At 52.9% G+C, this 25,588-nt stretch carries 20 protein-coding genes and 1 tRNA gene; 15 read left to right on the top strand and 6 right to left on the bottom strand.

The window, feature by feature from the left end; translation table 11 throughout:
* Positions 1-99: 99 nt before the first annotated feature.
* From gad to evgA, 3 genes are all read right to left on the bottom strand, one after another.
* Positions 100-1,500, bottom strand: coding sequence for a glutamate decarboxylase (gene gad / locus AC6HVW_RS21965; RefSeq protein ID WP_071681238.1), 1,401 nt, complete (start codon positions 1,498-1,500; stop codon positions 100-102).
* Between the two features lie 230 nt (positions 1,501-1,730).
* On the bottom strand, positions 1,731-5,327 hold the full coding sequence (locus AC6HVW_RS21960; RefSeq protein WP_071681237.1) for a response regulator: 3,597 nt from the start codon (positions 5,325-5,327) through the stop codon (positions 1,731-1,733).
* A 4-nt stretch (positions 5,328-5,331) separates the two neighbouring features.
* On the bottom strand, positions 5,332-5,946 hold the full coding sequence (gene evgA, locus AC6HVW_RS21955) for an acid-sensing system DNA-binding response regulator EvgA (RefSeq protein ID WP_071681245.1): 615 nt from the start codon (positions 5,944-5,946) through the stop codon (positions 5,332-5,334).
* 404 nt (positions 5,947-6,350) lie between these two features.
* Here evgA and AC6HVW_RS21950 point away from each other — a divergent pair, with 404 nt between their 5' ends.
* The 9 genes from AC6HVW_RS21950 to AC6HVW_RS21910 all read left to right on the top strand — a co-directional run bounded on the left by AC6HVW_RS21950 (position 6,351) and on the right by AC6HVW_RS21910 (position 17,706).
* Positions 6,351-7,520: an EmrA/EmrK family multidrug efflux transporter periplasmic adaptor subunit gene (locus AC6HVW_RS21950; RefSeq protein ID WP_071681236.1), complete on the top strand. Its 1,170-nt coding sequence runs from the start codon at positions 6,351-6,353 to the stop codon at positions 7,518-7,520.
* A gap of 3 nt (positions 7,521-7,523) precedes the next feature.
* On the top strand, positions 7,524-9,059 hold the full coding sequence (locus AC6HVW_RS21945; RefSeq protein ID WP_071681235.1) for a DHA2 family efflux MFS transporter permease subunit: 1,536 nt from the start codon (positions 7,524-7,526) through the stop codon (positions 9,057-9,059).
* A 245-nt stretch (positions 9,060-9,304) separates the two neighbouring features.
* A complete protein-coding gene (locus tag AC6HVW_RS21940; RefSeq protein ID WP_071681234.1) occupies positions 9,305-9,661 on the top strand; it encodes a YdiL family protein in 357 nt (118 codons plus the stop codon).
* Between the two features lie 194 nt (positions 9,662-9,855).
* Positions 9,856-11,064, top strand: a complete 1,209-nt coding sequence (locus AC6HVW_RS21935; RefSeq protein WP_071681233.1) for an MFS transporter — start codon at positions 9,856-9,858, stop codon at positions 11,062-11,064.
* A gap of 669 nt (positions 11,065-11,733) precedes the next feature.
* Positions 11,734-12,969: an MFS transporter gene (locus AC6HVW_RS21930; protein ID WP_071681232.1), complete on the top strand. Its 1,236-nt coding sequence runs from the start codon at positions 11,734-11,736 to the stop codon at positions 12,967-12,969.
* A gap of 62 nt (positions 12,970-13,031) precedes the next feature.
* Entirely contained in the window at positions 13,032-13,898 is an 867-nt protein-coding gene (ydiB, locus tag AC6HVW_RS21925; protein ID WP_071681231.1) for a quinate/shikimate dehydrogenase, read from the top strand.
* 114 nt (positions 13,899-14,012) lie between these two features.
* Positions 14,013-14,765 carry a type I 3-dehydroquinate dehydratase gene (gene aroD, locus AC6HVW_RS21920; protein ID WP_071681244.1) on the top strand — a complete coding sequence of 251 codons (753 nt, stop codon included), beginning with the start codon at positions 14,013-14,015 and terminating at the stop codon, positions 14,763-14,765.
* A gap of 180 nt (positions 14,766-14,945) precedes the next feature.
* The gene (locus tag AC6HVW_RS21915) at positions 14,946-16,541 is read left to right on the top strand and encodes an acyl CoA:acetate/3-ketoacid CoA transferase (protein WP_071681230.1); all 1,596 of its coding nucleotides are present in this window, start codon (positions 14,946-14,948) and stop codon (positions 16,539-16,541) included.
* Positions 16,542-16,554: 13 nt separating this feature from the next.
* Positions 16,555-17,706: an acyl-CoA dehydrogenase gene (locus tag AC6HVW_RS21910; protein WP_024483672.1), complete on the top strand. Its 1,152-nt coding sequence runs from the start codon at positions 16,555-16,557 to the stop codon at positions 17,704-17,706.
* Positions 17,707-17,776: 70 nt separating this feature from the next.
* On the opposite strand, the gene AC6HVW_RS21905 is transcribed toward AC6HVW_RS21910, so the two are convergent.
* Positions 17,777-18,661 (bottom strand): AraC family transcriptional regulator, encoded by an 885-nt coding sequence (locus AC6HVW_RS21905; RefSeq protein WP_071681229.1) that lies wholly within the window; start codon positions 18,659-18,661, stop codon positions 17,777-17,779.
* Between the two features lie 361 nt (positions 18,662-19,022).
* On the opposite strand from AC6HVW_RS21905, the gene AC6HVW_RS21900 reads away from it, so the two are divergent.
* The 5 genes from AC6HVW_RS21900 to fadK all read left to right on the top strand — a co-directional run bounded on the left by AC6HVW_RS21900 (position 19,023) and on the right by fadK (position 24,284).
* Positions 19,023-19,787 (top strand): electron transfer flavoprotein, encoded by a 765-nt coding sequence (locus tag AC6HVW_RS21900; protein WP_024483670.1) that lies wholly within the window; start codon positions 19,023-19,025, stop codon positions 19,785-19,787.
* A gap of 22 nt (positions 19,788-19,809) precedes the next feature.
* Positions 19,810-20,760, top strand: a complete 951-nt coding sequence (locus AC6HVW_RS21895) for an electron transfer flavoprotein subunit alpha (protein WP_186486998.1) — start codon at positions 19,810-19,812, stop codon at positions 20,758-20,760.
* Between the two features lie 59 nt (positions 20,761-20,819).
* The gene (locus AC6HVW_RS21890; protein ID WP_071681227.1) at positions 20,820-22,109 is read left to right on the top strand and encodes an FAD-dependent oxidoreductase; all 1,290 of its coding nucleotides are present in this window, start codon (positions 20,820-20,822) and stop codon (positions 22,107-22,109) included.
* The gene (locus tag AC6HVW_RS21885) at positions 22,106-22,399 is read left to right on the top strand and encodes a ferredoxin family protein (RefSeq protein ID WP_071681226.1); all 294 of its coding nucleotides are present in this window, start codon (positions 22,106-22,108) and stop codon (positions 22,397-22,399) included. Before AC6HVW_RS21890 ends, AC6HVW_RS21885 begins: the two co-directional genes overlap by 4 nt.
* Positions 22,400-22,634: 235 nt before the next feature.
* On the top strand, positions 22,635-24,284 hold the full coding sequence (gene fadK / locus AC6HVW_RS21880; RefSeq protein ID WP_071681225.1) for a medium-chain fatty-acid--CoA ligase: 1,650 nt from the start codon (positions 22,635-22,637) through the stop codon (positions 24,282-24,284).
* A 55-nt stretch (positions 24,285-24,339) separates the two neighbouring features.
* On the opposite strand, the gene AC6HVW_RS21875 is transcribed toward fadK, so the two are convergent.
* Both AC6HVW_RS21875 and AC6HVW_RS21870 read right to left on the bottom strand, forming a co-directional pair.
* Positions 24,340-24,765 carry a hypothetical protein gene (locus tag AC6HVW_RS21875; protein WP_137751124.1) on the bottom strand — a complete coding sequence of 142 codons (426 nt, stop codon included), beginning with the start codon at positions 24,763-24,765 and terminating at the stop codon, positions 24,340-24,342.
* 41 nt (positions 24,766-24,806) lie between these two features.
* Positions 24,807-24,879: transfer RNA gene (locus AC6HVW_RS21870), tRNA-OTHER, on the bottom strand.
* Positions 24,880-25,023: 144 nt separating this feature from the next.
* On the opposite strand from AC6HVW_RS21870, the gene AC6HVW_RS21865 reads away from it, so the two are divergent.
* Complete coding sequence (locus AC6HVW_RS21865; protein WP_222436388.1) at positions 25,024-25,578, top strand: phospholipase D family nuclease; 555 nt, start codon at positions 25,024-25,026, stop codon at positions 25,576-25,578.
* Positions 25,579-25,588 lie beyond the last annotated feature (10 nt).

Raw genomic sequence — 25,588 nt, 5'->3', positions numbered from 1 at the left:
GATTCTCCTGCAGGAAGAGGTTGCTCTTCCCAGCGAATATTGGTGGGGAAAAAAGCGGGGCTGGCATCGACGCCGCCCCGATATAATAAAACTCTGGCCTTAGCCGTGATGGAACCCGCTACCTTGTTGCGCAGATACTGGGTTGGTGACAGGGTGATTCTCGAATTCAATCAGTGCCCTTTTGATATCTTCGATCAGCAGGCAACCGAGGTCGTAGCTCACGCCGTGACGCACCAGGATGCGTTGAATAACCAGATCTTCACGGTGTGTCGGCATCGAATAGGCCGGAACCTGCCAACCGCGAGCGCGCAGTTTTTCCGCCAGATCGTAAAGGGTATAACCCCCGATCGCCGCGCCGTCTTTCAATTTCCACGCCAGCGCCGGGATGCCTTTATCGCTGTCACCATCAAACAGGATTTCAAACGGTCCTAACTTGCCAATCTCGGCCGCTAAATGCTGAGCCGTCGCGTAGCAAGCGTTGTGAATTTTGGCGTACCCTTCGCGGCCAAGGCGCAGGAAGTTGTAATACTGCGCAACGATCTGGCCACCGGGGCGTGAGAAGTTCAGCGCGAAGGTTGGCATGTTGCCACCGAGATAGTTGACGTTGAAAATCAGCTCTTCGGGCAAATCCGCCGCTTCACGCCATACCACCCAGCCAGCACCCAACGGCGCCAAACCAAATTTATGACCGGATGAGTTAATGGATTTCACCCGTGGCAGACGGAAGTCCCACTCCAGTTCTGGCGAGCAGAATGGAGCCAGGAAAGCGCCGCTGGCACCATCGATGTGCATCGGAATATCCAGGCCGGTTTCCTGCTGCAGGCGATCCAGCGCATCACTGACCTCTTTCACCGGTTCGTACTGGCAGGTGAACGTCACGCCCAGGGTTGGCACGACACCAATGGTGTTTTCGTCAACACGCTTGAGCACTTCTTCCGCGTTCATGATCAGACGATCGCCTTCCAGCGGGATTTCACGCAGCTCTACGTCAAAGTAACGAGCAAACTTGTGCCAGCAGATCTGTACCGGGCCACAAATCAGGTTCGGTTTATCGCTAGGCAGCCCCTGCTCGGTACGCTTTTTGCGCCACTGCCATTTCAGTGCCAACCCGCCTAACATGGCAGCTTCAGAGGAACCGATGGTTGAACAGCCAAGGGTGATGTCCGGCGTTGGCGAATTCCACAGGTCGGCCAGCATTCTGACGCAGCGGGCTTCAATTTCGGCGGTTTGCGGATATTCATCTTTATCGATCATGTTCTTATCGATAGACAGATCCATCAGTTCGCGAATTTCGTCATCCACCCAGGTCTGGCAGAACGTCGCCAGGTTTTGGCGAGAATTACCGTCCAACATCAGCTCATCGCGGATGGCATTAAAGACATTACGCGGATTACGCTCGGTAATTGGGAAGGTTGACTTAGGTAATTCATCCGCCAAATCAACTGACGCGTAAACATCATCATTTTCATTATATGCTGGGGTGTTATTTGCCTTGTTCATAATAATAACCTTTTAATAAAGACCTATTAATCAAGAATTAAATTCGCGGTATTAGGCAACATGAATAGCGTTATTATTTGAACGCTACATTATCCGCAAAGCTTGATAAGGATATTAAAACAGGACTCATAACGAAGATATCAGAGCGATTGGTAAATACTGTAGGCGCGGGACTACACCCGTAGGCTTGTATCAAGGGGCGCAGCGTGTAGCGCCCCTTGTGAATATACCTATGGGCGGGAAAATGCCTCAATAGCTGCATTCAACCCCTGTAGCAACTGTTCCAGCTCGCGCATGCCCTCATCGATCACCGCCTCATGCTGTTGTGTCGCCAGTGCATTTTCCAGTTCTTCGCTAAGCAGATGTAGTGACGTGGCCCCCAGCAGTTGAGCCGTACCATTAATGCGGTGTAAATGGGATTGCAGAGTCGGCCAGTCCTGAGAGTGGAGTGCCTTTCTCGCTGCCGCCAAATCTTGGTCATTTTCCAGGCGGGATTGTTCAAGCATCTGGCGCATCAGCGCGCTGTCACCCAGGCTGAGTGCCTGCAGCGTAGCCATATCGATAAACTCGCTGAGTGGATCGGCCTGCGAAGGGCCTGTCACACCTTGTAGCGCAGCTTCCAACTTCGGCAAATCTACCGGTTTAAACAGGCACAGGTTCATCCCTATCGCCAGGCAACGCTCTTTCTCTTCAGCCTGTGCGTTGGCAGTTAGCCCCCAGATAATGATATCCCGATTGAATTCACGTACCCGGCGGGTCAACGTTATGCCATCCATATTAGGCATGTTGAGATCGGTGATGAGCAGATCGTACGGATTGGCCTCGATCAAGGCCAGAGCTGCCACACCATCAATGGCCTCATCGACCCGATAGCCAAGCGTAGCCAACTGACGACGCAACAGCAGTCGGTTGGTGGGATGATCGTCAGCAATCACAATCCTCAGTGCTTTAGGGCCACTGACGGGCGATTTTGGTGTAAATGAAATGGCGGCAACCTTTTCCAGGTCCGTAACCGCGGTGGTGAGCGTCACCGTCATGGTGGTGCCCCTGCCCGGCTGGCTCACCATGTCTATGGTACCAGCCATGCGTTCAACCAACTCACGGCAGATGGTCAGACCCAATCCCGATCCGGTTTGCTGTTTGCCCCACTTGGTCTGACTAAAGGGCTTGAACAGATGTTGCTGCTCCTGTGGGCTAATGCCCGCCCCACTATCTTTCACGCTCAAGGTCAGGCGAGTTTGATCGGTGCCCTGTGCGTGCGTTTGCGCTATCACTTCGATCCCTCCCTCAGCGGTAAATTTGATGGCGTTACTGAGGAGATTGGCCAGCACCTGTTTCACCGCCTGCGGATCGAGCCACAGCGCCTGCGTTTTTTCAAGCCGGTAATCGACCGACAGCCGCAGGTTTTTCAGCGTGGCCACCCCTTCAAAACTACTGACCGTCGTAGTTAACAACAAGGCCAGATCTACCCATTCTGGCGCCAGCTCAAAGTTACCAGACTCAATTTTTTCCATATCCAGCACATCGCCAATCAGGCCGAGTAGTGACTGAGCGGTGGAATAAGCCAGCTGAATAGATTCCTTCTCTGCTGCCGGACTTTGGCTATGGGTGGTCAGTAGCTCCAGGAACCCCATGATCGCACTCACCGGCGTACGGATCTCATGGCTCATGCTGGCAAGGAAAGTGCTCTTGGCCCGATTGGCATCGATGGCCTTGTCTTTCTCCACCTGCAACGCCTCCATCAACTGCCTGGATTCAGTAATGTCCTGCCAGCCACAAATCAGCGTGGGCGGCGTGTTGGCGGGTAGTTGGCACAGCGTTAACCAGTGCAGGATCAGGCGCTCTTCAATGCCATTATTCAACACCAGTTGATGAGGGATAACCTGGTTGACTTGCAGCCCTTGCTGGATATCGGGTTGAAGCGCTGCGAAAATGTCTGCCAGAGGATGACGGCGATCGAACAATGAATGATGCATCGCGGCATGTAACTCGGGGGTGAAGAAGGCCCCGAAGGCGCTGTTGTAGCTTTCGAGCTCACCTTCCACCGAAATAACGTACACCGGCACGGGGATCGAGTTGAATAAGGTCTGGCGGAAACCGAGCTGATACTCAAGCGCAGCCTGTGCCTCTTTGCTTTTACGGATGGCCCGCAGCAGATAGGCTCCCCACAGCAAGCTGCTGACAACCAGCAGCGTAGCCAGAACGATCACCAGGTAAAAAGGCCGGTTATAGAGGTTCCAGGTGTCAATTTTCACTTCGGGGGTTTTTACCCACTTCCCGGCCAAATTCATCAGCTCTTTGGGGGGAATATCGTCGATGGCCTTATTCAGAATGCTTTGTAATTCTTGCGAGCCACGTGGAATGACAAAGGCGATCTGGGCGGTGCGCTCGTCGGGAATACGGAAATAGCTCAGCCGATTGGGATAATAGTGATCGATGATGTAGCGCGAAGCGAGCTGTGTAGACACCACCGCGTCAATTTCCCTCCGATCCAGCATGCTCAGCGCCGCGCCGGTGTTCTCTACCTCAACCCATTGCACACCCGGATATTTGGTTTTCAGTTTTTCCGATAACGTATGGTAGGCCGGAATAGCGACTTTCATGCCAGGCTTCATCGTTTCGGTCTGCTTGACCGCAGCGCGGGTGACGATTACAAAAGGAGTAGCCAAAAACGGATGAGTAAAGGCCGCCTGCTCTTCCCGCTCTGGGCTGTACGTGGCCGAGGAAAGGATATCCCAATTGCCACTACGTATTATGCTGGCCATCTCTTCATTGGAATTGGCAATCACCGGTTCAAAGGTCAAACCGGTTTGCAGCTGGATCAGGTTAAGGATATCGCCAACTATCCCGCGTATTTCCTGGTTTTCATCCACCATGCTAAACGGGGCGTAATAGGGATTTATCACTATGCGCAATTTGCGGTTTTTTTCCAGCCAGCGCGTTTCCTGTGGGGTAAAAGCCAGGTCCCTGGTTAAAAAGGTGAGGTTACCCATATCAATCCAGGACTGAGCAATCTGGCTATGCTGAGGTTCGGTCAGTGAACTGATAAATCTGTCGACAATATTGACCAATTGCCGCTGACTATCGAGCGCAATAAGCACGTCGCCGCTTTGCGGTGCTCGCCAGAACTTCACCATTCCCAGCGTCTGGTAGAAATCGCGCGCGATAATAAAACTGGTGGTGAGGTTATTGCCGAGAAAGTAGTCACTCTGATGACTGGCAACCGAGGCCAACGCCTGATATTCATCGGCAAAAGAAATGACGCTGGCGTTAGGAAATGCCTGTTTAATAAATGATTCTGGGGGATAATCCCGGGTGATCGCTATCTTGAGCTTATCGCTATTATCGTGAAACGGCTTCATCACCTCGCCAAGCCGCGTCACCAGGGTTGGATAGCCTTGCACCAGCGGCAAGCTGGCAATAAAGGGAGCCTTTTGCGGGCTAATCCTACCGGGCGTAGTGAGAACAAGATCGACGCGGCCCGCAAGCAGTGCCGCCAATGCCTGTTGCTCATCGGCGTAGAGTTTGACGTTTACATTGATATTCAGAGCCTTTCCAAACAGCGCAAGGTAATCCGCATTCATTCCCCAATAGCGTCCGGTGACGCTATTCATACTCAACGGTTGGGATTCAACTCCATACACCGCAACGGTAAGACTGTGCTTTTGCGCCAGCCAGATAAAGTCGTCGTGGCCCAGGTAGATGGCCGGAGGCGTGACCAGGTGGTTAGTCGCCAGCGCTAACGTGATCGGCCCGTTGATCACAGCCTGTGCAGGCAGCATCAGACACAGTAAAACCAGCCAAAACCCCAGTACCCGTTTTAGCATGCACTCACCCAATTTTATTACGGTTGGCGAAAGCAAACAGATCGGCCAACGAGCTACAGCCAAGCTTCTCCATTAAACGGCTTTTATAGGTGCTAACCGTTTTATTACTGATAAACATCGCCGCCGCAATCTGCATATTATCTGCACCGCCGAGGAGGGAACGCATCACCTTGATCTCCTGGCTGGAGAGCGACAGCAGCATTTCCTGTTCCGAAGAAAGACTGCCGACAAAACCGTTCAGTGAGAACGGAAAATAGCTGTAGCCATTCTGGGCAGCATGCACCGCGGCGATGATATTGGTCATGCCCTCTTTTTTACTGATAAAAGCATTGGCCCCGGCATCCGCGCTACGCTTGCCGTAGAACAGATCGTTTTTGGCGGAGACCACGATAATGATTTGGCTAAACTGCTGCTTTCTGAGTTTTTCAACCACCTCAATGCCGCTCATGATGGGAATATCGACGTCGACAATCACCACGTCTGGCTGCTGCTGCGCCACCTGTAGCAGCGCCTCTGCCCCGTCCGCTGCCTCGCCAGTGACGTTAATGCCTTCACTTTCCAGCAGGTTCTTGATCGCCATACGAGCCAAAGGATGGTCGTCAACAATTACGGCGCGCAAAGACTTGGTTTCACTCATTGTCGTTTCCTGGTCATAAAAAAATACGGGCAGCGCTGGTCAGCGATGTTTTTTCGCTCACGCTATATCTTAAGGATTTCAAGCTATCTACGAGCTTATAGCATAACCCTGTTTATAGTTTTTTGCGCCTGTTCCTCTAGTAACGGTGTGGACTTCACGTGTAGGACGCTGCCTGCAATGATTTCCGATGTCTCTGCTGTGTTACGGCAACGCAAGCTTTTATAATCACTACGAACTTTCAGCGTTTCTTCCTGTAGGCCTATGCCGCATTAAGCTGAAGGTGATTGACCAAGCCATTCAATGAATAAATTACGCGCTGTGCTTATTGCCCACAGCAGCGTAATGGTTTGCTATTGCTCACAAAACAGACAAGCAAGGGTTTTGCCATGCCACAACCGCCACAGTCAGACAATAACCAGGTAAAAACACCATTAGAAAAAAGAAAGCAATGGCTGCTCATTTTTCTAATGGTGATTATTATTGCGGCCATGGCCAGTGCAACCTGGTGGTATTTCAATTCGCGCAATGTGCAAAGCACCGATGATGCCTATGTAATGGGCAATCAGGTCACTATTTCTTCGCAGGTTAGCGGCAGCGTAGTCAGCGTTAATTACACCAATACCGATTTAGTCCAGCAAGGGGATGTCTTGGTCAATTTAGATGATACCGATGCCAACCTCAACTTTAAAAAAGTCAAAAATAAGCTGGCGGAAACGGTGAGAAAAACCAAACAGCTTTATATCGCCGACGCGCAATATAACGCCAATATCGCCCAGGCTAAAATCGCTTACCAGCAAGCTCAGGCCGATTATCTACGCCGCACCAAGCTGATGGGAGCGGGGGCCTTTTCAAAAGAAGACCTGCAACATGCGCGTGATGCCGTTAACAGCAGCAAAGCGGCGCTGGACGTCGCTATCGAACAATATCGCGGCAATCGTATCCTGATCCAGAACTCCACGCTTGAACAGCAGCCCGCCATCCTGTTGGCGGCAGAACAAATGCGCGAAGCCTGGCTCGCGCTACAGCGCACCAAAATTCGCAGCCCGGTGACCGGCTATGTCGCTCAACGCAATGTGCAGGTGGGTGAAACGCTTAGCGCTGGCCAGGCCTTATTATCCATCGTCCCGGCCGATCAGCTGTGGATTGACGCCAACTTCAAGGAAACCCAGCTCAGCGGCGTGCGCATTGGGCAAAAGGTGAGCGTGGTGAGCGATCTGTATGGCAGCAATGTGGTGTTCGACGGCGTGGTTGAAGGGATCAATATGGGAACCGGCGGCGCGTTCTCGGTGCTGCCCGCGCAGAATGCCACCGGTAACTGGATCAAAGTGGTTCAACGCCTGCCGGTGCGTATTACCCTGGATGCGGAACAGCTCAAGGCATACCCATTGCGAATTGGCTTATCCACCACGGTGACCTTGCGCGAAAATAACACCAACGGCCCTGCTCTATCTACCACCCAACGCCTGAAACCGGCTTACCAAAGCCAGGCGCTGGTGCTCGATACCTCCAGTATCGACGCGGAAATCCAAGACATCATCAAAGCCAATGCGATGTGATTTATGAGCAATAACAACACACTGCTGCCGTTAAAAGGCTGGTCGTTGATCCTGGTGACGCTGTCGCTGTCGATGGCGACCTTTATGCAGATGTTGGACTCCACCATCTCCAATGTCGCCATTCCCACCATTTCCGGATTCCTGGGGGCCTCTACGGACGAAGGAACCTGGGTGATCACCTCGTTTGGTGTCGCCAACGCGATCTCCATCCCGATAACCGGGCGTCTGGCGCAGCGGTTCGGTGAGAGTAAGCTGTTTTTAGCTTCGGTGACGTTGTTTGCACTGGCGTCGCTGTGCTGCGGGTTCTCCACCAATCTCGATATGCTGATCTTTTTCCGCGTCATTCAGGGATTGGTCGCAGGCCCGTTGATCCCACTATCGCAAAGCCTGCTGCTGCGTAACTACCCGCCAGAGAAGCGTAATATCGCGTTGGCGCTGTGGTCGATGACGGTGATTATCGCCCCGATCTTTGGCCCGATTATTGGCGGCTATATTTGCGATAACTACGACTGGGGCTGGATATTTTTAATCAACGTTCCGTTCGGCATCATCGTCGTTGCCATTACCGCATGGAAGCTGAAAGGAAGAGAAACGCCCACCGAGCCGGTAAAAATCAACCTGTTCGCCCTGAGCCTGCTGGTGCTCGGTGTGGGTAGCCTGCAAATCATGTTGGATAAAGGCAAAGACCTCGACTGGTTTAACTCTACCACCGTGATTGTGCTGGCCGTGATCGCCGTGGTCGCGCTGATTTTGCTGATTATCTGGGAAGCCACCAACGATAACCCTATCATCGATCTGAGCCTGTTCCGCTCACGTAACTTCAGCATCGGTATCCTGTGTATCAGTTGTGCGTATCTGATTTATGCCGGGGCCATTGTGCTGATGCCGCAACTGCTACAGACGGTGTTTGATTACACCTCGGTATGGGCAGGGCTGGCCTATGCCCCCATCGGGCTGATGCCGCTACTGATCGCGCCATTGATTGGCCGCTACGGCGATCGTATTGATATGAGGGTATTGGTGACCTTTAGCTTTATCGTGTATGCTGGTTGCTATTACTGGCGTGCGATGACGTTTAATCCGGCGATTGATTTTACTGCCGTGGTGCTGCCACAGCTGATGCAAGGCTTCGCCGTGGCTTGCTTCTTCCTGCCGCTGACCACCATTTCATTGTCAGGGCTCGCACCAGAAAAATTCGCAGCGGCCACCAGCCTGAGCAACTTTTTCCGGACGTTATCTGGCTCGATCGGCACATCACTGACCATGACTCTGTGGAGCCACCGGGAGTCATTTCACCATGCGCAGCTGACGCAGTCAGTGACGCAATTCAACCCGGCTGCGATCAGCCTGGATCACCAACTGCAACATCTGGGGTTCAATCAGCAGCAAGCCGCGACCTATATCAACGATCAAATTACCCAGCAGAGCCTGCTGATGTCGGCCAACGATATTTTCTATCTCTCTGCCGGGGTATTCCTGATGCTGACCTTGCTGGTGTGGTTCGCCAAGCCGCCGTTTAATACGGCCAAGGCCGGGTGACTAGCTCTTGAAAGTGTTACCCTCCCAGCCCCGCTTTAGCAAATGAACTTGGGCTCAAAACCAATACAGCCGTCCGCTCGGGCGGCTTTACAATTCCCCACAGTAAAATCTCATAATGCGGTAATATATTCACACTCCGGCAACAAATAATATTGCACCAAATAGTGTGAGCCTGTTCAAGACGAAAAACGCCCAATAATGCTATTTATTCTGCATGGTTTTCTCTAACGTGGATCTGCGTCATCATGAATCATTTAGAACTGCAGGCACTGCGTCAGCTTTTTTTTATGACGGTCGAAGAATGTGCGACCTATATTTCACCTGACAACAATTTAGCTACATGGCAGCAATGGGAGCGTGGTGAAAGTGAAATACCAGCTGCTATTATTGATACATTCACAAAAATGATTAAAAAAAGAAAAAAACACATCAACGCCATCATCGACAAGATCAACAATCGCATTGGTAATAATACCATGCGCTTCTTCCCCGATTATGCGTCCTTCCTGGCTGTCTACGCTCAAGGTGATTATCTGGAATGGAAAATTTATCAGTCGGTCGCCGCACAACTTTATGCTTATGATCTCGAGCGACTATGTTAACCCAAACTAATAGGACACATCGCGCTCGTTAACCTGGATGGGATTTAATAAGGACGGCTTATCAACACCACCTGCCCATAGTTTTAACTGACTATCACTCCTGACAGCAGGCTAACGCCTGTAACAATCTCGTGCCCAGACGTTTTTCCCGGCACGAATTATTTATTATTGAACGAGTTTCTGAGCAACAACCTATGGAAAACAAGTATGTACCAACAGCCTTGGGGCTGTACCTGAATTATCTGGTGCACGGTATGGGGGTGATATTAATCAGCTTGAATATGCCTTATCTGGCAGAACAATGGCACACCGATGCCGCAGGCATCTCGATCGTCATCTCTTCTTTGGGCATTGGCAGGCTCAGTGTGCTATTAATCACAGGTATGTTATCCGATCGATTTGGCCGCAGACCCTTTATTTTTCTGGGGATAGTGTGCTATTTGGGCTTCTTTTTCGGCATTCTGCTTAGCCCCACCATTATTATCGCTTATGTATTTGGTTTTTTAGCCGGCGTTGCCAACAGTTTTCTCGACTCGGGCACCTATCCTACGCTGATGGAAGCGTTCCCCAAGTCGCCAGGCACCGCCAATATCTTGATCAAAGCCTTTGTCTCCGGCGGCCAGTTTATGTTGCCGATGGTAATCAGCCTGCTGGTCTGGGCTGAGGTCTGGTTTGGCTGGTCGTTCCTGATCGCTGCTGGCATTATGCTGCTCAATGGCCTGTTCCTGCTGCGCTGCCCATTCCCCGCTCATCCGGGGCGACGAGTGGCCACCGAACCCGATTTGAATGCGGATGACAACCATCGCTGTTCCATCGTTGATCTCATCAGCTATACCCTATATGGCTATATCGCCATGGCCACCTTTTACCTGATCAGCCAGTGGCTGGCACAGTATGGCCAGTTTGTGGCGGGTATGAGCTATACGATGTCGATCAAGCTGCTGAGCATCTACACCATCGGCTCACTGATGTGTGTGTTCATCACCGCCGGGCTGGTAAAGAAAAGGTTTAAATCAACTACCTTTCTGATGCTGTATACCTTTATCTCCTTCATTACCTTACTCACCGTTTGCCTGTATCCCAACATGTACGTCGTGATGGTTTTCGCCTTTGTTATCGGCTTCTCTGCCGCAGGCGGGGTCATGCAGCTAGGGCTGACGCTGATGGCGACCCGCCTTCCCCACGCGAAAGGCAAAGCCACCGGCATTTATTACAGCGCCGGCAGCCTGGCAACGTTCACCATTCCTTTGATTACCGCCAAGATTTCCGAAACCAGTATCGCCAACATTATGTGGTTCGATACCGCTATCGCAGCCTGTGGTTTTCTGCTGGCGCTGTTTATTGGTTACCGTAGCCACAAAGAGGCCAACCGTCCCCTTAAGATGGTACAGATGGCCAGTTAATCCCGCCAAATTACCTTCTCTGACTGTTAACTTTCTTATGCTGTATCTCCCTCTCCCCAAGGAGAGGGAGTTGATCCAGTGCAGTGGTCAGGTACGGTTTCCACAACTCATTACGAACTCGATCGGTCCCCTCTCCTTTTGGGAGAGGGTTAGGGTGAGGGGCCATTATTTAGATATAGAAACCTGGCTTTATTCCTCCGACCGGCACTACATACAATATTATTATGACCGCGTGCAATATCAGACAGTATTCCGTCAGCAACCGATCCCCAGAAAAAGTAAATAGCTTGTTAATAACCATTCGCCTTCACCACGCCCAAACAGTAAACACCGTGCAGCAGCCTTCCATACCTGATTTAACCAGCGAAATATCGGCACAATTCGGCAACACCATCAAACGCTGCCTCAGCATCTTTCCCTGCAATAAAGTTGGAAACTAAAACGGCATATTACGTATTTATCACCAACTGCATTACCTATACTCAGCACACGTCAGGTTGCCGGTGTATTGGCGGTTATCCATGACCCAAGTTATTTACCACAGTATGACTTATCGGGATGTTTTCACCCATTACTTTCCCGCAATGATTAATTAAAAAGAAAGGCCACCAGAATAACAGGTCCCCTGGATCCAAAAACGTAAAAAATTAGCGACAAGCGGAGAACAGCATGAGCCAGAGCAAGGCCTTCAAAGCGCCATTTTTATTAGCGGTCATCAGTATCTATTTGAGTTATTTTCTCCACGGTGCCAGCGTCATTACGCTGGCACAAAACATGACGCCACTGGCCGAGAAGTTCGGCACCGACAACGCGGGCATTGCCTACCTGATATCTGGCATTGGGTTAGGCCGGCTAGTCAGCATTCTGTTCTTTGGCGTGATATCGGATAAGTTTGGCCGCCGCGCCGCCATTTTGATCGGTGTCGCGCTGTATATTCTGTTCTTCTTTGGTATCCCTGCCAGCCCTAATCTGATCGTCGCCTTTGGCCTGGCGGTGTGCGTTGGCGTTGCCAATGCGGCGCTTGATACCGGCGGCTATCCTGCCCTGATGGAGAGCTATCCCAAGACGTCCGGCTCGGCGGTGATCCTGGTGAAAGCCATGGTCTCTTTCGGCCAGATGTTCTATCCGATGCTGGTCAGCTACCTGCTGGTCAGCCATATCTGGTACGGCTACGCGATGGTCATCCCGGGGATCCTGTTCGTCCTGATCACCTTGCTGCTGCTTAAAAGCAAGTTCCCCAGCCAGCTGGTTGATGCCTCCGTGGCCAAAGAATTGCCGCAGATGAACAGTAAGCCGCTGGCCTGGTTGGAGGGCGTCTCCTCCGTTATCTTCGGCGTAGCCGCATTCTCTACCTTCTACGTGATCGTGGTCTGGATGCCGAAATACGCAATGGCGTTTGCCGGTATGGCGGAGGCCGACGCGCTGAAAACCATCTCCTGGTATAGCCTTGGCTCGCTGATGTGCGTGTTTATCTTCGCCCTGCTGTTAAAGAGCACCGTGCGCCCGGTATGGGCTAACGTGTTTAACGCCGGTGTCTCGGTGATCGCGGCAACCCTTATCTATCTGTATCCCTCACCGCTGGTTTGTAACCTTGGTGCCTTTGCGATTGGTTTCTCTGCCGCCGGTGGGATATTGCAGCTTGGCGTCTCCGTCATGTCGGAATTTTTCCCGAAAAGCAAAGCCAAGGTCACCAGCGTTTATATGATGATGGGCGGGCTGGCCAACTTCTTGATCCCATTGATCACCGGTTATCTCTCCAACATTGGTTTGCAATATATCATCCTGCTGGATATTGCCTTTGCCCTGCTGGCCTTTGTTACCGCCATCATCGTCTTCATTCGCTATTACAGAGTCTTCAAAGTCCCGCAAAGTGACCTGCGATTGGGCGAGCGCTTTTTCCAATAACCCAAAACAGCGATTACGCAGGTTTGCGCCCCACACGAACATGGTTAGACAAGGAGTTTAGAATGGATGTAACCGCAAAATATGAGCTTATCGGGCTGATGGCCTATCCGATCAGACACAGCTTATCGCCAGAGATGCAAAATAAAGCGTTGGATAAAGTCGGGCTACCTTTTACCTATATGGCTTTCGAAGTCGATACCACCACCTTCGCCAGCGCGATTGAAGGGCTGAAGGCGTTAAAAATGCGCGGCACCGGCGTCTCGATGCCTAACAAGCAGTTTGCCTGCCAGTATGTCGATGAATTAACGCCAGCGGCCAAACTGGTTGGCGCTATCAACACCATCGTCAACGACGACGGCTACCTGCGTGGCTATAACACCGACGGTACCGGGCATATTCGGGCCATCAAGGAAACCGGTTTTGATATCAAGGGCAAAACCATGGTGCTGGTCGGTGCGGGTGGCGCTTCTACCGCTATCGGCGCACAGGCCGCCGTTGAAGGCATCAAAGAGATCAAGCTGTTTAATCGTAAGGACGAGTTCTTTGAACAGGCGCTCGACTTTGCCAAACGGGTCAACGACAACACCGACTGCAAGGTAACCGTGACCGATCTGGCAGACCAGCAAGCGTTTGCCAGCGCCATCGCCAGCGCGGATATCCTGACTAACGGCACCAAAGTTGGAATGAAGCCGCTGGAAAACGAAAGCATCGTCAACGACATCGCCATGCTGCGCCCGGAACTGCTGGTGACGGAGTGCGTGTATAACCCACACATGACCAAGTTGCTGAAAATGGCCCAACAGGCAGGTTGCAAAACGGTGGACGGTTACGGCATGTTGTTATGGCAAGGCGCCGAACAGTTCAAACTGTGGACTGGCAAAGATTTCCCACTGGAATACGTAAAACAGGTGATGGGATTCGAGGCGTAGCATTCCCGTAGCGCGTGGTGATGGGATTCGAGGCGTAGCATTCCCGTAGCGCGTGGTGATGGGCTTAAATCACCACCTTATTGATTGCGGCAAAAGAGCATGCAAAAGGTAAAAATGAAAACCATAACCGTAAAAAACATTGTGTTCGGCGAAGGCGCGCCAAAAATCATTGTCTCGTTGATGGGTAAAGATATCCCTGCCGTGGTGGCTGAAGCGCAGGATTATCGTCACGCTGATTTCGATATTCTGGAGTGGCGCGTCGATCATTTTGCGGATGTCGCCACGCTCAGCAACGTGCTAGCCGCCGCCCGTCAGATCAAAGAGATCATTGCCGACAAGCCGCTGCTGTTTACCTTCCGCAGCGCGCAGGAAGGCGGTGAGCAGGCGTTGCCCCCACAGGCCTATATCGCGCTCAATCTGGCAGCGGTGGACAGCGGCCTGGTCGATATAATCGATCTGGAGCTGTTTACCGGTGACGAACTGGTCAAAGAGGCCGTGGCCCATGCCCACGCCAAGAACGTCTTGGTCATCATGTCGAATCATGATTTCCATAAAACGCCGCCGCAGGAGGAAATCGTCAAGCGCCTGTGCAAAATGCAGGAATTGGGAGCCGATATTCCGAAAATCGCCCTGATGCCGCAAAACAAAAGTGACGTACTGACGCTGCTGGCCGCGACGCTGGAAATGCACGAAAAGCATGCCAACGGGCCGATAATCACCATGTCGATGGCCAAAACCGGCATTGTATCCCGGTTAGCGGGCGAAACCTTTGGCTCTGCGGCCACCTTTGGCGCGGTCAAGAAAGCCTCCGCGCCGGGGCAAATCTCCGTCACGGATTTACGCACCATATTAACGATACTGCATTAATTCAGTGGCGCACTGATATTACTGTCGGCGGGAATAATCGTCTTTCCGCCGAATAAAACAAGTCACTAAAAAGAGCAATCAACTTTTCATGCAGCTTAATTGCGGCATCCGCGCGCCTGCGTGCGGGTTTGGTTGCCCCGCAAAATAAAATAAATGCATCGGTCATCAATAGGAGTCGTTATGGATCTGGTAAAACCGAAAAGAATCAATGGCAGAGTCCCGGTATTATCGGCACAAGAGGCGGTAAATTATATTCCTGACGAAGCCACCTTATGCGTATTAGGGGCCGGTGGCGGTATTCTGGAGGCCACCTCCTTAATTACCGCGCTGGCAGAGAAATATCAAACCTCGCAAACCCCGCGTGACCTGTCATTAATCAGCCCGACAGGGTTAGGCGACCGTGCCGATCGCGGCATCAGCCCGCTGGCACAGGTTGGGCTGGTGAAATGGGCACTGTGCGGGCATTGGGGGCAATCCCCACGCATCTCCGATCTGGCCGAGCAGAACAAGATTGCGGCCTACAACTATCCCCAAGGCGTGTTGACCCAGACCCTACGTGCCGCAGCGGCGCACCAACCGGGGATTTTAAGCGAGATCGGGATTGGTACCTTCGTCGACCCGCGCCAGCAAGGCGGCAAACTCAATGAGGTGACCAAAGAAGATCTCATCAAGCTGGTCGAGATCGATAACCAGGAATATCTCTACTACAAGGCCATTGCGCCCAACGTCGCCTTTATTCGCGCCACCACCTGCGACAGCGAAGGCTATGCCTCGTTCGAAGATGAGGTGATGTATCTGGATGCGCTGGTGATTGCCCAGGCGGTGCATAACAACGGCGGCATCGTGATGATGCAGGTGCAAAAAATGGTCAAGAAGGCGACGCTGCACCCTAAATCGGTGCGCATCCCTGGCTATCTGGTTGATATCGTGGTGGTCGATCCACAGCAGACGCAGCTGTATGGCGGCGCCCCGGTAAACCGCTTTATTTCCGGCGATTTCGTGCTCGATGACAGCACCCAAATCGCCCTGCCCCTTAACCAGCGCAAACTGGTGGCGCGACGTGCACTATTTGAGATGCGTAAAGGAGCGGTGGGCAACGTTGGGGTGGGCATTGCCGATGGCATTGGGCTAGTCGCCCGCGAAGAGGGATGTGCCGATGATTTCGTGCTGACGGTCGAGACCGGCCCCATTGGCGGTATTACCTCGCAGGGCGTGGCCTTCGGCGCGAACGTCAACACCCGTGCCGTCCTGGATATGACCTCCCAGTTCGATTTCTACCACGGCGGTGGGCTAGATGTCTGTTACCTGAGCTTTGCCGAGGTAGATCAACAGGGCAACGTTGGCGTGCATAAATTCAACGGCAAAATCATGGGCACCGGTGGCTTTATCGATATCAGCGCGACGTCGAAAAAGATTGTGTTCTGCGGCACCCTCACCGCCGGCAGTTTAAAAACCGACATCACCGACGGCAAGCTGAATATTGTGCAGGAAGGGCGCGTCAACAAATTCATCAAGCAATTACCAGAGATCACCTTTAGCGGCAAAATCGCGCTCGAACGGGGATTAGACGTGCGCTACATCACCGAACGCGCCGTCTTTACGCTCAAAGCCGATGGTCTGCACCTGGTTGAAATTGCCCCCGGCGTCGATTTGGAAAAAGACATTCTGGCAAAAATGGATTTCGCCCCGGTTATTTCCCCGCAGTTAAAACTGATGGACGAAAGACTGTTTATCGACGGCGTCATGGGTTTCACTTTACCTGAAGCGGTATATTAAAAGGAGTAAGGCTATGGACTTTTCTTTAACTGAAGAGCAGGAACTGCTGCTTGCCAGTATTCGGGAACTGATCGGCAATAACTTTTCGGAAGAGTATTTCCGCACCTGCGATCAGACCTCAACCTACCCTACCGAGTTTATGCGCGCGCTCGCCGATAGCGGTATTTCCCTGTTAGGTGTGCCAGAAGAATTCGGCGGTATTCCGGCGGACTATGTCACCCAGATGTTGGCGCTGATGGAAGTCTCCAAATGTGGCGCACCGGCGTTCCTGATCACCAACGGCCAGTGTATTCACAGCATGCGCCGTTTCGGCTCGGCCGAACAGCTGCGCAAGACGGCAGAAAGCACTCTGGCCACTGGCGATCCGGCCTATGCGCTGGCCCTGACCGAACCGGGCGCAGGCTCGGACAATAGCGCCGCGACCACCACCTACACCCGTAAAAACGGCAAAGTGTATCTGAACGGGCAAAAAACCTTTATCACCGGTGCGAAAGAATACCCGTATATGCTGGTACTGGCGCGCGACCCCGAGCCCAAAGATCCGAAAAAGGCCTTCACCCTGTGGTGGATGGAATCCAACAAGCCGGGCATTAAGGTCAATCCGCTGCACAAGATCGGCTGGCATATGCTGAGCACCTGCGAAGTTTACCTCGATAACGTTGAGGTGGATGAGAGCGATATGGTCGGTGAAGAAGGCATGGGCTTCCTCAATGTGATGTACAACTTTGAAATGGAACGCCTGATCAACGCCGCACGCAGCGCCGGCTTTGCCGAGTGCGCATTTGAAGATGCCGCCCGTTACGCCAACCAGCGTATCGCCTTCGGCAAGCCGATCGGCCATAACCAGATGATCCAGGAAAAGCTGGCGCTGATGGCGATCAAGGTCGACAACATGCGCAATATGGTGATGAAAGTGGCCTGGCAGGCGGATCAGAAGCAGTCACTGCGCACCAGCGCCGCGCTGTGTAAGCTCCACTGCGCCCGTACGGCGATGGAAGTAATTGATGACGCCATCCAGATCATGGGCGGGCTGGGCTATACGGATGAGGCTCGGGTTTCCCGCTTCTGGCGTGACGTACGCTGCGAAAGGATTGGCGGTGGCACCGATGAAATCATGATTTATATTGCTGGCCGCCAGATCCTCAAAGACTACCAGAGCAAATAAGGCACTAAAACGCCAGGAGGTAGCCAATAAGCCAACCTCCTGGCGCATTATCAATAAGCCACCAGCAGATTCAACCCGGTAAACATGCCTGTTCCACCAAGTTATTATTGAACTGCTTACGATAATCACTTGGGGAACAACCGACATGACGCATAAATAATTTGGCAAAATGGTCGACGTTTTCGTACCCAACCCGCCAGGCGATCTCATTGAGGCTATTATCGGTATTGGTCAGCGTAAACTTGGCCTCGGTGATCCGGCGTTGAATAACGTAATTAATCGGTGATATATGATATTCACGAGCAAACTCATGGCAAATATAGCTGACACTGGCGCGGAATTTTTTAGCTAGCTGTTCGAGCGTGATCTTCTCACGATAGTTATTATTCAAATAAACCAGTACATCCTTCACCAGCACATCTTTTTTAATGTACCCCAACTCTGAACGGTAAGCGTTTTTAAAGTTTTCATAAAACAGTGCGGTGAGGGCATAACCATAAGCATCATAAATCGATGAGGTTAACTCGTTTTTCTGCTGGGGTAATCTCACGCCGAGTTCATTAAGGATCGCTTTTATCACCTCCCCCCCTTGCCCAACGGAAACTACCGGGCAGGAGTGAGGCTGTAAAATCTGATTCTCTTCCCAGCCCTGAAACTTGAAGCCATGGACGGCACAGGTATAGGTGGTAGCCGGAGAGGTGCAGTCTGATGCTACCGCATGGAGTCGGCCAGGCTCAATAACCACGATATCACCAGCATGTGCCACGTAGTAAGAGGAATCGATGACCAGCCTGGCCACCCCCTGCTTAACGTAAATCAGCTCGCTCTCATCATTATGCACATGATGCCCAGACTCCCAGTTGGGATCGTCACTGATGACGAACCGCGAGAGTTTTGGCGTCATCCCCTGCGCAAAAAGGGCTTCTTTTTTATTATCGAAACAGCGCTGAAACATGGCAACCTCCACACAAAAACGTTGGCTTTGGCAAAATGATCAGTGGCTAAAATAGAGCGACAGAAAACAATATACAATATGAGCCCAGACGACTAAAACAAGATAGTTTGCCCCACGTGCAAGATGGCACGAAAATAAAATCACCACGATCGCGCCGCCGGCTTACCTTACTCATTGGCAAACCATTTTCCCGCACAACAATCCATCCGTTATTAGCCGTTTTTTTGCAAGATTGTTAGCAACAAAAACAGATTATCCAGTCGTAAATCCCCCTGCGCACTCGCAATATATTGTCATGCTTTTTGTCCTTTCCGCTGATAGAACGCTCTCTGCCGCCAGCGAGCGACCCACAGGAGATATCATGAAAATAATAACCTGCTTTAAGCTGGTCCCCGAAGAGCAAGATATTGTGGTTACCGCACAACGTACGCTCGATTTCGATCACGCCGAAGCCAAAATCAGCCAGTTCGATTTAAATGCGATCGAGGCCGCCACCCAACTGGCAACAGAGAACGATCAAATTACCGCGCTCTGCGTGGGCGGTTCGCTGCTGCAAAACTCCAAGGTGCGTAAGGACGTGCTGTCGCGCGGCCCTCATGAGCTTTATCTGGTGCAGGATGCGCAACTGGAAAACGCGCTGCCGATGGATACCGCACACGCGCTGGCTGCCGCCGCAGACAAAATCGGCTTTGACCTGATGCTGTTTGGTGAAGGTTCCGGGGATTTATACGCCCAGCAGGTGGGCCTGTTGGTTGGGGAGATCTTGCAGCTCCCTACCGTTAATGCCGTCAGCCAGATCCAGTTTGCCGGTGATCGTGTACTGGTTGAGCGCACGCTCGAAGAAGAGGTCGAGGTGCTTGAACTACCACTTCCAGCGGTGATCTGCGTAACCTCAGACATTAACGTTCCCCGTATTCCGACGATGAAGGCGATCCTCGGCGCCGGCAAAAAGCCGGTCAATCAATGGCAAGCCAATGACATTGCCTGGAGCCAGACGCCGCCTTTGGCCGAGCTGGTCGAGATCACCGTACCACCGCAGAAACAGCGCCAACGCATCATTCTGGAAAATGACTCGCCGGAAGCCATTGCCGAACTGGCGGACCATCTGAAAAAAGCGCTGAACTAACCCACGACTGGAGAAAATCATCATGAGTAAACTGACAAACGTATGGGTGTTCAGCGACAACGTTGAGCGCTACGGCGAACTGATGGCAGGCGCACGCCAGTGGGGCGAGCATGTTTATGCCATCGTGCAGGACAGCGAACAGGTTGCCAGGCTCAAGTCTCTGGGTGCAGACGGCATCTACGTGCTGGAGAAAACCTCCGCACTGCAGCGCATTGAAAATTATGCTGAAACTCTGGCGGACATCTTGAAAGAGGTCAACGGCGAACAGACTCCGGCCCTGGTGCTGATGGCAGCCACCAAACGCGGTAAAGCACTCACCGCCCGCCTGGGTGTGTTACTGAACGCAGCGGTAGTGAACGATGTGACCGCCGTGCACGTCGACGGGGCTGATTTCATCGCCGAACACCGTATGTACGGCGGATTGGCCTTCGGTAAGGAAAAAATCAATACCACCACCGCCATTATCACCCTGGCTCCCGGCGTGATTGAGCCTGCCGCCGCCGACCCGGCTCATGACTGCCTGGTCACTCAGCTCAGCTATGTTGCCCCACGTCAGGAAATCCTCTGCAAGGAGCGCCGGGCCAAAGCGCTGAGCAGCGTCGATCTCAGCAAGGCCAAACGCGTGGTTGGTGTCGGACGTGGGCTGGCAGCACAGGACGACCTGAAAATGGTCCATGAGCTGGCAGCCTTGTTGGGCGCGGAAGTTGGCTGCTCTCGTCCTATCGCCGAGGGCGAAAACTGGATGGAGCGCGAGCGCTATATCGGAGTATCTGGCGTGCAGTTGAAATCCGATCTCTACCTGATGTTGGGCATTTCCGGGCAGATCCAGCATATGGTCGGCGGCAACGGTGCCAAGATCATTGTCGCGGTGAATAAAGACAAAAACGCCCCGATCTTCAACTATGCCGATTACGGCCTGGTGGGCGACATTTACAAAGTGGTCCCTGCCCTGATCGACCAATTAGGTCGTTAACCCTTTGATACACCGCACGCATCCCGCCGCATACCCGCGGCGGGATAGGGAGCATAAGCATGTCGGATGATAAATTTGATGCCATCGTGGTCGGTGCTGGCGTCGCAGGTGCCGTAGCCAGCTACGTGATGGCGCAGGCCGGGCTGGATGTGCTGGTCATTGAACGCGGCAACAGCGCTGGCAGTAAGAATATGACCGGGGGCCGCCTGTATGCCCATAGCCTGGAACGCATCATGCCGGGGTTCGCGGAAGAAGCGCCGGTAGAGCGCAAGGTCACCCGCGAGAAGATCTCTTTCATGACGGAGGAAAGCGCCGTCACGCTCGATTTTCACAGCGAAAAACCGGACATTGCCGCTCAGGCGTCTTATACCGTGCTGCGCAACCGCTTCGATCCCTGGCTGATGGAAAAAGCCGAACAGGCGGGAGCACAGTTTATCTCGGGCGTCCGCGTCGACGCGCTGATACGGGAAGGTAATCAGGTCACCGGCGTGCAGGCGGGCGACGATATCCTGAAGGCTGACATAGTGATCCTGGCTGACGGCGTGAATTCCATGCTCGGCCGCTCGATTAACCTGGTGCCCCCTTCTTCGCCACATCACTATGCCGTAGGCGTCAAAGAGCTTATCGGTTTATCCCCCTCGGTGATCGAAGATCGCTTTAACCTCTCTGGTAATGACGGGGCCGCCTGGCTGTTTGCCGGTTCCCCGTCCAACGGCCTGATGGGGGGCGGATTTCTCTATACCAACCGGGACTCCATCTCTCTAGGGCTGGTATGCGGATTGGGGGAAATTGGCCACGCGGGGAAAAGCGTGCCCCAGATGCTGGAGGACTTTAAGCAGCACCCATCCATTCGCCCGCTGATCCAGGGCGGAAAGCTGCTGGAATACGGTGCTCACCTGGTTCCGGAAGGCGGCAAGGCCATGATTCCAACGCTGGCTGACGGCGGGGTGATGATCGTCGGCGATGCGGCAGGATTCTGCCTGAACCTGGGCTTTACCATACGCGGCATGGATCTCGCTATTGCATCGGCACAGGCGGCAGCCAATACGGCCATCGCGGCCAAGCAGCGGCAGAACTTTTCCGCCAGCAGCCTGGGGGAGTATAAGCACGCCCTGGAGCAAAACTGCGTGATGCATGAGGTGCACCACTTCCGCAAAATCCCTGCGCTGATGGAAAACCCGCGCCTGTTTACGCAGTATCCGCGCATGGTCGCGGACATCATGGGGGACATGTTCACCATCGATGGCAGCCCTACCCAGCCAGTGCGTAAGGCCCTGATGAAAAGGGTGAAACAGATCGGGCTGATGAACTTATTGAAAGACGGCATCAAAGGGGCGACAGCGCTATGAGCAGCGAAAATCCGGTCAACGTAGACGTCAAACTGGGCATCAACAAGTTCCATGTTAATGAGGGCCACCCGCACATCATTCTGGTGGATAACCCCAATATGGAGGAGTTCCGCAAGCTGATGCTGGCCTGCCCTGCCGGGCTGTATAAGCAAGACAGCACAGGCAATATCCATTTCGATTCTGCCGGTTGTCTGGAATGCGGAACCTGCCGCGTGCTGTGCGGCGACACCATTCTTGAGCAGTGGGAATATCCTTTGGGGACGTTTGGCGTCGAGTTCCGCTACGGCTGAGCCCCTCACCCCAACCCTCTCCCACAGGGAGAGGGAGCTGATAGTCCTTGCACTTTTGGCAGTAAAGAGACCATCTCAGCAAACCGCTCGTCACTCATCAAAGGTGAGTCACTACAATTTCAAACACGCTCGATCGGTCCCCTCTCCCTGTGGGAGAGGGTTAGGGTGAGGGGCAATGTTTACCGGACCAGAACATTTCAACACCCCCCCAGAAATAATGAATAGAGATAAACCAATGAGTGTCACTATAAAACTCAATCCTGAGCGCCGGGCCAAATACCGGCAACAAGGTTTTTGGGGCGATGCCTCGCTTGCCGATTACTGGCATCAAACCCAGCAGGCCATGCCGGAAAAGATTGCCGTGATCGACAATCGGGGAACTTCCTATACCTATGCCGCCCTCGACCGCGCGGCAAGTAGCTTGGCAGCATGGCTGATCTCCTGCGGTATTCAACCGGGTGACCGCATCGCATTTCAGCTTCCCGGCTGGTGTGAGTTTACCGTGATCTACCTGGCCTGTCTGAAAACGGGGGCGGTTTCCGTTCCCCTGCTTCCCTCTTGGCGAGAGGCCGAGCTGGTCTGGGTGCTGAACAAATGCCAGGCCAAGGTGCTGTTCGCGCCGACCTCGTTCAGAAATACCCGGCCAATTGACCTTATTTTACCCCTGCGCGATCAACTGCCCGATCTGCTAGAAGTGGTTGCCGTCGACAAGCTATCCCCCGCGACCACCGCCCCCGCACTTAGCCAGTTACTACGGGATACTCCACCACTGACCACGCAGGTCAGCGTGCACGGGGATGAGCTGGCCGCCGTGCTGTTCACCTCCGGTACCGAAGGCAAACCCAAAGGCGTGATGCTGACGCACAACAATATTCTGGCCAGCGAGCGTGCCTACTGCGCGCGGCTCAATCTCACCTGGCTGGATACCTTCCTGATGCCCGCACCGCTGGGGCATGCGACCGGTTTCTTGCACGGCGTGACGGCCCCCTTTCTGATTGGCGCACGCAGCGTCCTGCTGGATATCTTTAATCCGCTCGATTGCCTTGCCCTGCTGCAACAAGAGCGCTGTACTTGCGTACTCGGAGCAACGCCTTTTGTCTATGACCTGTTATGCACCCTGCAACAGCAGCCGCACGACATCTCATCATTACGCTTCTTCCTGTGCGGCGGCACCACCATCCCGAAAAAAATTGCCCAGGATTGCCTGCAAGTGGGCATTAAACTGCTCAGCGTCTACGGCTCGACGGAAAGTTCGCCACACGCGGTGGTCAACCTGGACGATCCCCTTTCCCGCGTACTCAATACCGACGGTTTTGCCGCACCTGGGGTAGAAATCAAAGTGGTGGATAAAGAGCGTAACCCACTCCCCAATGGTGAAGAAGGCGAAGAAGCCTCACGTGGCCCCAACGTATTTATGGGATATCTGGATGAGCCCGAGCTGACTGCCCGAGCGCTGGATGAGGATGGCTGGTACTACAGCGGTGACCTGTGCCGCATGGATGCCGACGGCTACATTAAAATTACCGGCCGCAAGAAGGATATTATCGTGCGTGGCGGGGAAAATATCAGCAGCCGCGAAGTGGAGGATATCCTGATGCAACATCCACGTATCCATGATGCCGCGATTGTCGCCATGCCGGATGAACGATTAGGGGAAAGATCCTGCGCCTACGTGGTGCTGAAGGCTGCTTACGTCTCACTCACCCTGGAGGAGGTCATCGCGTTCTTTGGCCGCAAGCGGGTCGCCAAATACAAATACCCTGAACACCTGGTGGTGGTGGACAACCTGCCGCGTAACGCCTCAGGCAAGATACAAAAATTCCTGCTACGTCAGGATATTATCCAGCGTCTTGGTGAAGATGTGTACTCTGAACTCACCCAGTGATAATCAAGTGGGCGCAGCATCGCATGCTGCGCCCCAAGGCAGGAAGATATTGGCCTTACTTCTTCACGTTCTCGGCACGTATATCAAGCAAATCGGTATAGGTCACTACGACACTCTGATCCACTTTCAGATCTTTCAGGCGAGCCTGGATAGCCGGATCTTCAACAGAAACGACTTTCTTACGCCCCGCAGGCCCTTCAAAGGTGATCTCGTGCTTTTTCACATCAATATGAGTGATCTTTAAGGTCACGTTGACCTGATGTACCGCTTTGACGTTAGGATTAGGGTTGTTCTTGGTGGCATTGCTTTCTTCATAAAGGTTGGTGATCGCCGGTGCAGCCTTATCCAGGTCAGTATCAAGTTTAACGATGCGCGAGCGCACTATCGTGGCTTGAATCGTATCCCCCGCCTTTAAATGGGTTAAATCCTTTGCCTGATCGGTCAGTTTAAAACTGACGTTATACCCATCTTCCCCAGCCAAAACCACTACTCGGGATAGATTTCAACAGGAGAAATGAAAGGTTCTGGCAATAGGGCTCGAACCTGTGTCCAGTCGAAAGGAGAGCCGACTGCTCTACCACTGAGCTATACCAGACATCCAATTGACATACTGTTGACTATTTTGATGGAGGTCAATTGATCAATCCGTTTAGTCGTGAAATGTCCCCTGCGACCAAGTTAAACTCTCCGAACCTGGCCCGCTTTGTTATTCCTGCCGCGTTCACCGTGGAGCACAAAATTGTTTAAATACCGGATAAATCGGCTAGCGCTGATCGCTGTCGTCGCCTTGCCCACCGCTGCCAATGCGGCCCCTAACGTGCAGGTGGAGTTTTCGCCGGAGGGTTCGGCGCGGGCATTGGTGCTGAATATTATCGGCCACGCACATCAGTCCATCCAAATGATCGGTTATTCTTTCCAGGCACCCGATATCACCCAGGCGCTGGTAGCGGCGCACAATCGTGGAGTGGAGGTGCGCGTGGTAGTCGATAAACGCCGGAATCAGGGCAAAGCCAGCCAGGCCGCAATTAACTACGCGGCCACTCACGGCATACAGATGCGCATCGATGGGCACTATCATATTCAGCACGACAAGACGATTATTGTCGATGGCAAGACGGTGGAAACCGGCTCGTTTAACTATGCTCCCTCAGCTGAAACACAAAATAGCGAAAACGTGGTGGTACTGCGCCATATGCCCGACGTTACCAGGCAGTTCATCGTACACTGGCAAAGCCGCTGGGATTTGGGCCTGCCTTACAAAGTGAGGCTTGAAGCCACGAAACTGCCACATTGATGAATTCTAC

This window comes from Serratia sp. NCCP-200 (assembly GCF_059697885.1).
The sequence above is the reverse complement of the archived record's forward strand: the minus strand, read 5'-3'. Positions and strand labels throughout refer to the sequence as shown.

Excerpts from the sequence above, each read along its gene's own strand:
- gad (WP_071681238.1), bottom strand. The coding sequence starts at position 1,500 with ATGAACAAGGCAAATAACACCCCAGCATATAATGAAAATGATGATGTT.
- AC6HVW_RS21960 (WP_071681237.1), bottom strand. The coding sequence starts at position 5,327 with ATGCTAAAACGGGTACTGGGGTTTTGGCTGGTTTTACTGTGTCTGATG.
- AC6HVW_RS21950 (WP_071681236.1), top strand. The coding sequence starts at position 6,351 with ATGCCACAACCGCCACAGTCAGACAATAACCAGGTAAAAACACCATTA.
- AC6HVW_RS21945 (WP_071681235.1), top strand. The coding sequence starts at position 7,524 with ATGAGCAATAACAACACACTGCTGCCGTTAAAAGGCTGGTCGTTGATC.
- AC6HVW_RS21940 (WP_071681234.1), top strand. The coding sequence starts at position 9,305 with ATGAATCATTTAGAACTGCAGGCACTGCGTCAGCTTTTTTTTATGACG.
- AC6HVW_RS21935 (WP_071681233.1), top strand. The coding sequence starts at position 9,856 with ATGGAAAACAAGTATGTACCAACAGCCTTGGGGCTGTACCTGAATTAT.
- AC6HVW_RS21930 (WP_071681232.1), top strand. The coding sequence starts at position 11,734 with ATGAGCCAGAGCAAGGCCTTCAAAGCGCCATTTTTATTAGCGGTCATC.
- ydiB (WP_071681231.1), top strand. The coding sequence starts at position 13,032 with ATGGATGTAACCGCAAAATATGAGCTTATCGGGCTGATGGCCTATCCG.
- aroD (WP_071681244.1), top strand. The coding sequence starts at position 14,013 with ATGAAAACCATAACCGTAAAAAACATTGTGTTCGGCGAAGGCGCGCCA.
- AC6HVW_RS21915 (WP_071681230.1), top strand. The coding sequence starts at position 14,946 with ATGGATCTGGTAAAACCGAAAAGAATCAATGGCAGAGTCCCGGTATTA.
- AC6HVW_RS21910 (WP_024483672.1), top strand. The coding sequence starts at position 16,555 with ATGGACTTTTCTTTAACTGAAGAGCAGGAACTGCTGCTTGCCAGTATT.
- AC6HVW_RS21905 (WP_071681229.1), bottom strand. The coding sequence starts at position 18,661 with ATGTTTCAGCGCTGTTTCGATAATAAAAAAGAAGCCCTTTTTGCGCAG.
- AC6HVW_RS21900 (WP_024483670.1), top strand. The coding sequence starts at position 19,023 with ATGAAAATAATAACCTGCTTTAAGCTGGTCCCCGAAGAGCAAGATATT.
- AC6HVW_RS21895 (WP_186486998.1), top strand. The coding sequence starts at position 19,810 with ATGAGTAAACTGACAAACGTATGGGTGTTCAGCGACAACGTTGAGCGC.
- AC6HVW_RS21890 (WP_071681227.1), top strand. The coding sequence starts at position 20,820 with ATGTCGGATGATAAATTTGATGCCATCGTGGTCGGTGCTGGCGTCGCA.
- AC6HVW_RS21885 (WP_071681226.1), top strand. The coding sequence starts at position 22,106 with ATGAGCAGCGAAAATCCGGTCAACGTAGACGTCAAACTGGGCATCAAC.
- fadK (WP_071681225.1), top strand. The coding sequence starts at position 22,635 with ATGAGTGTCACTATAAAACTCAATCCTGAGCGCCGGGCCAAATACCGG.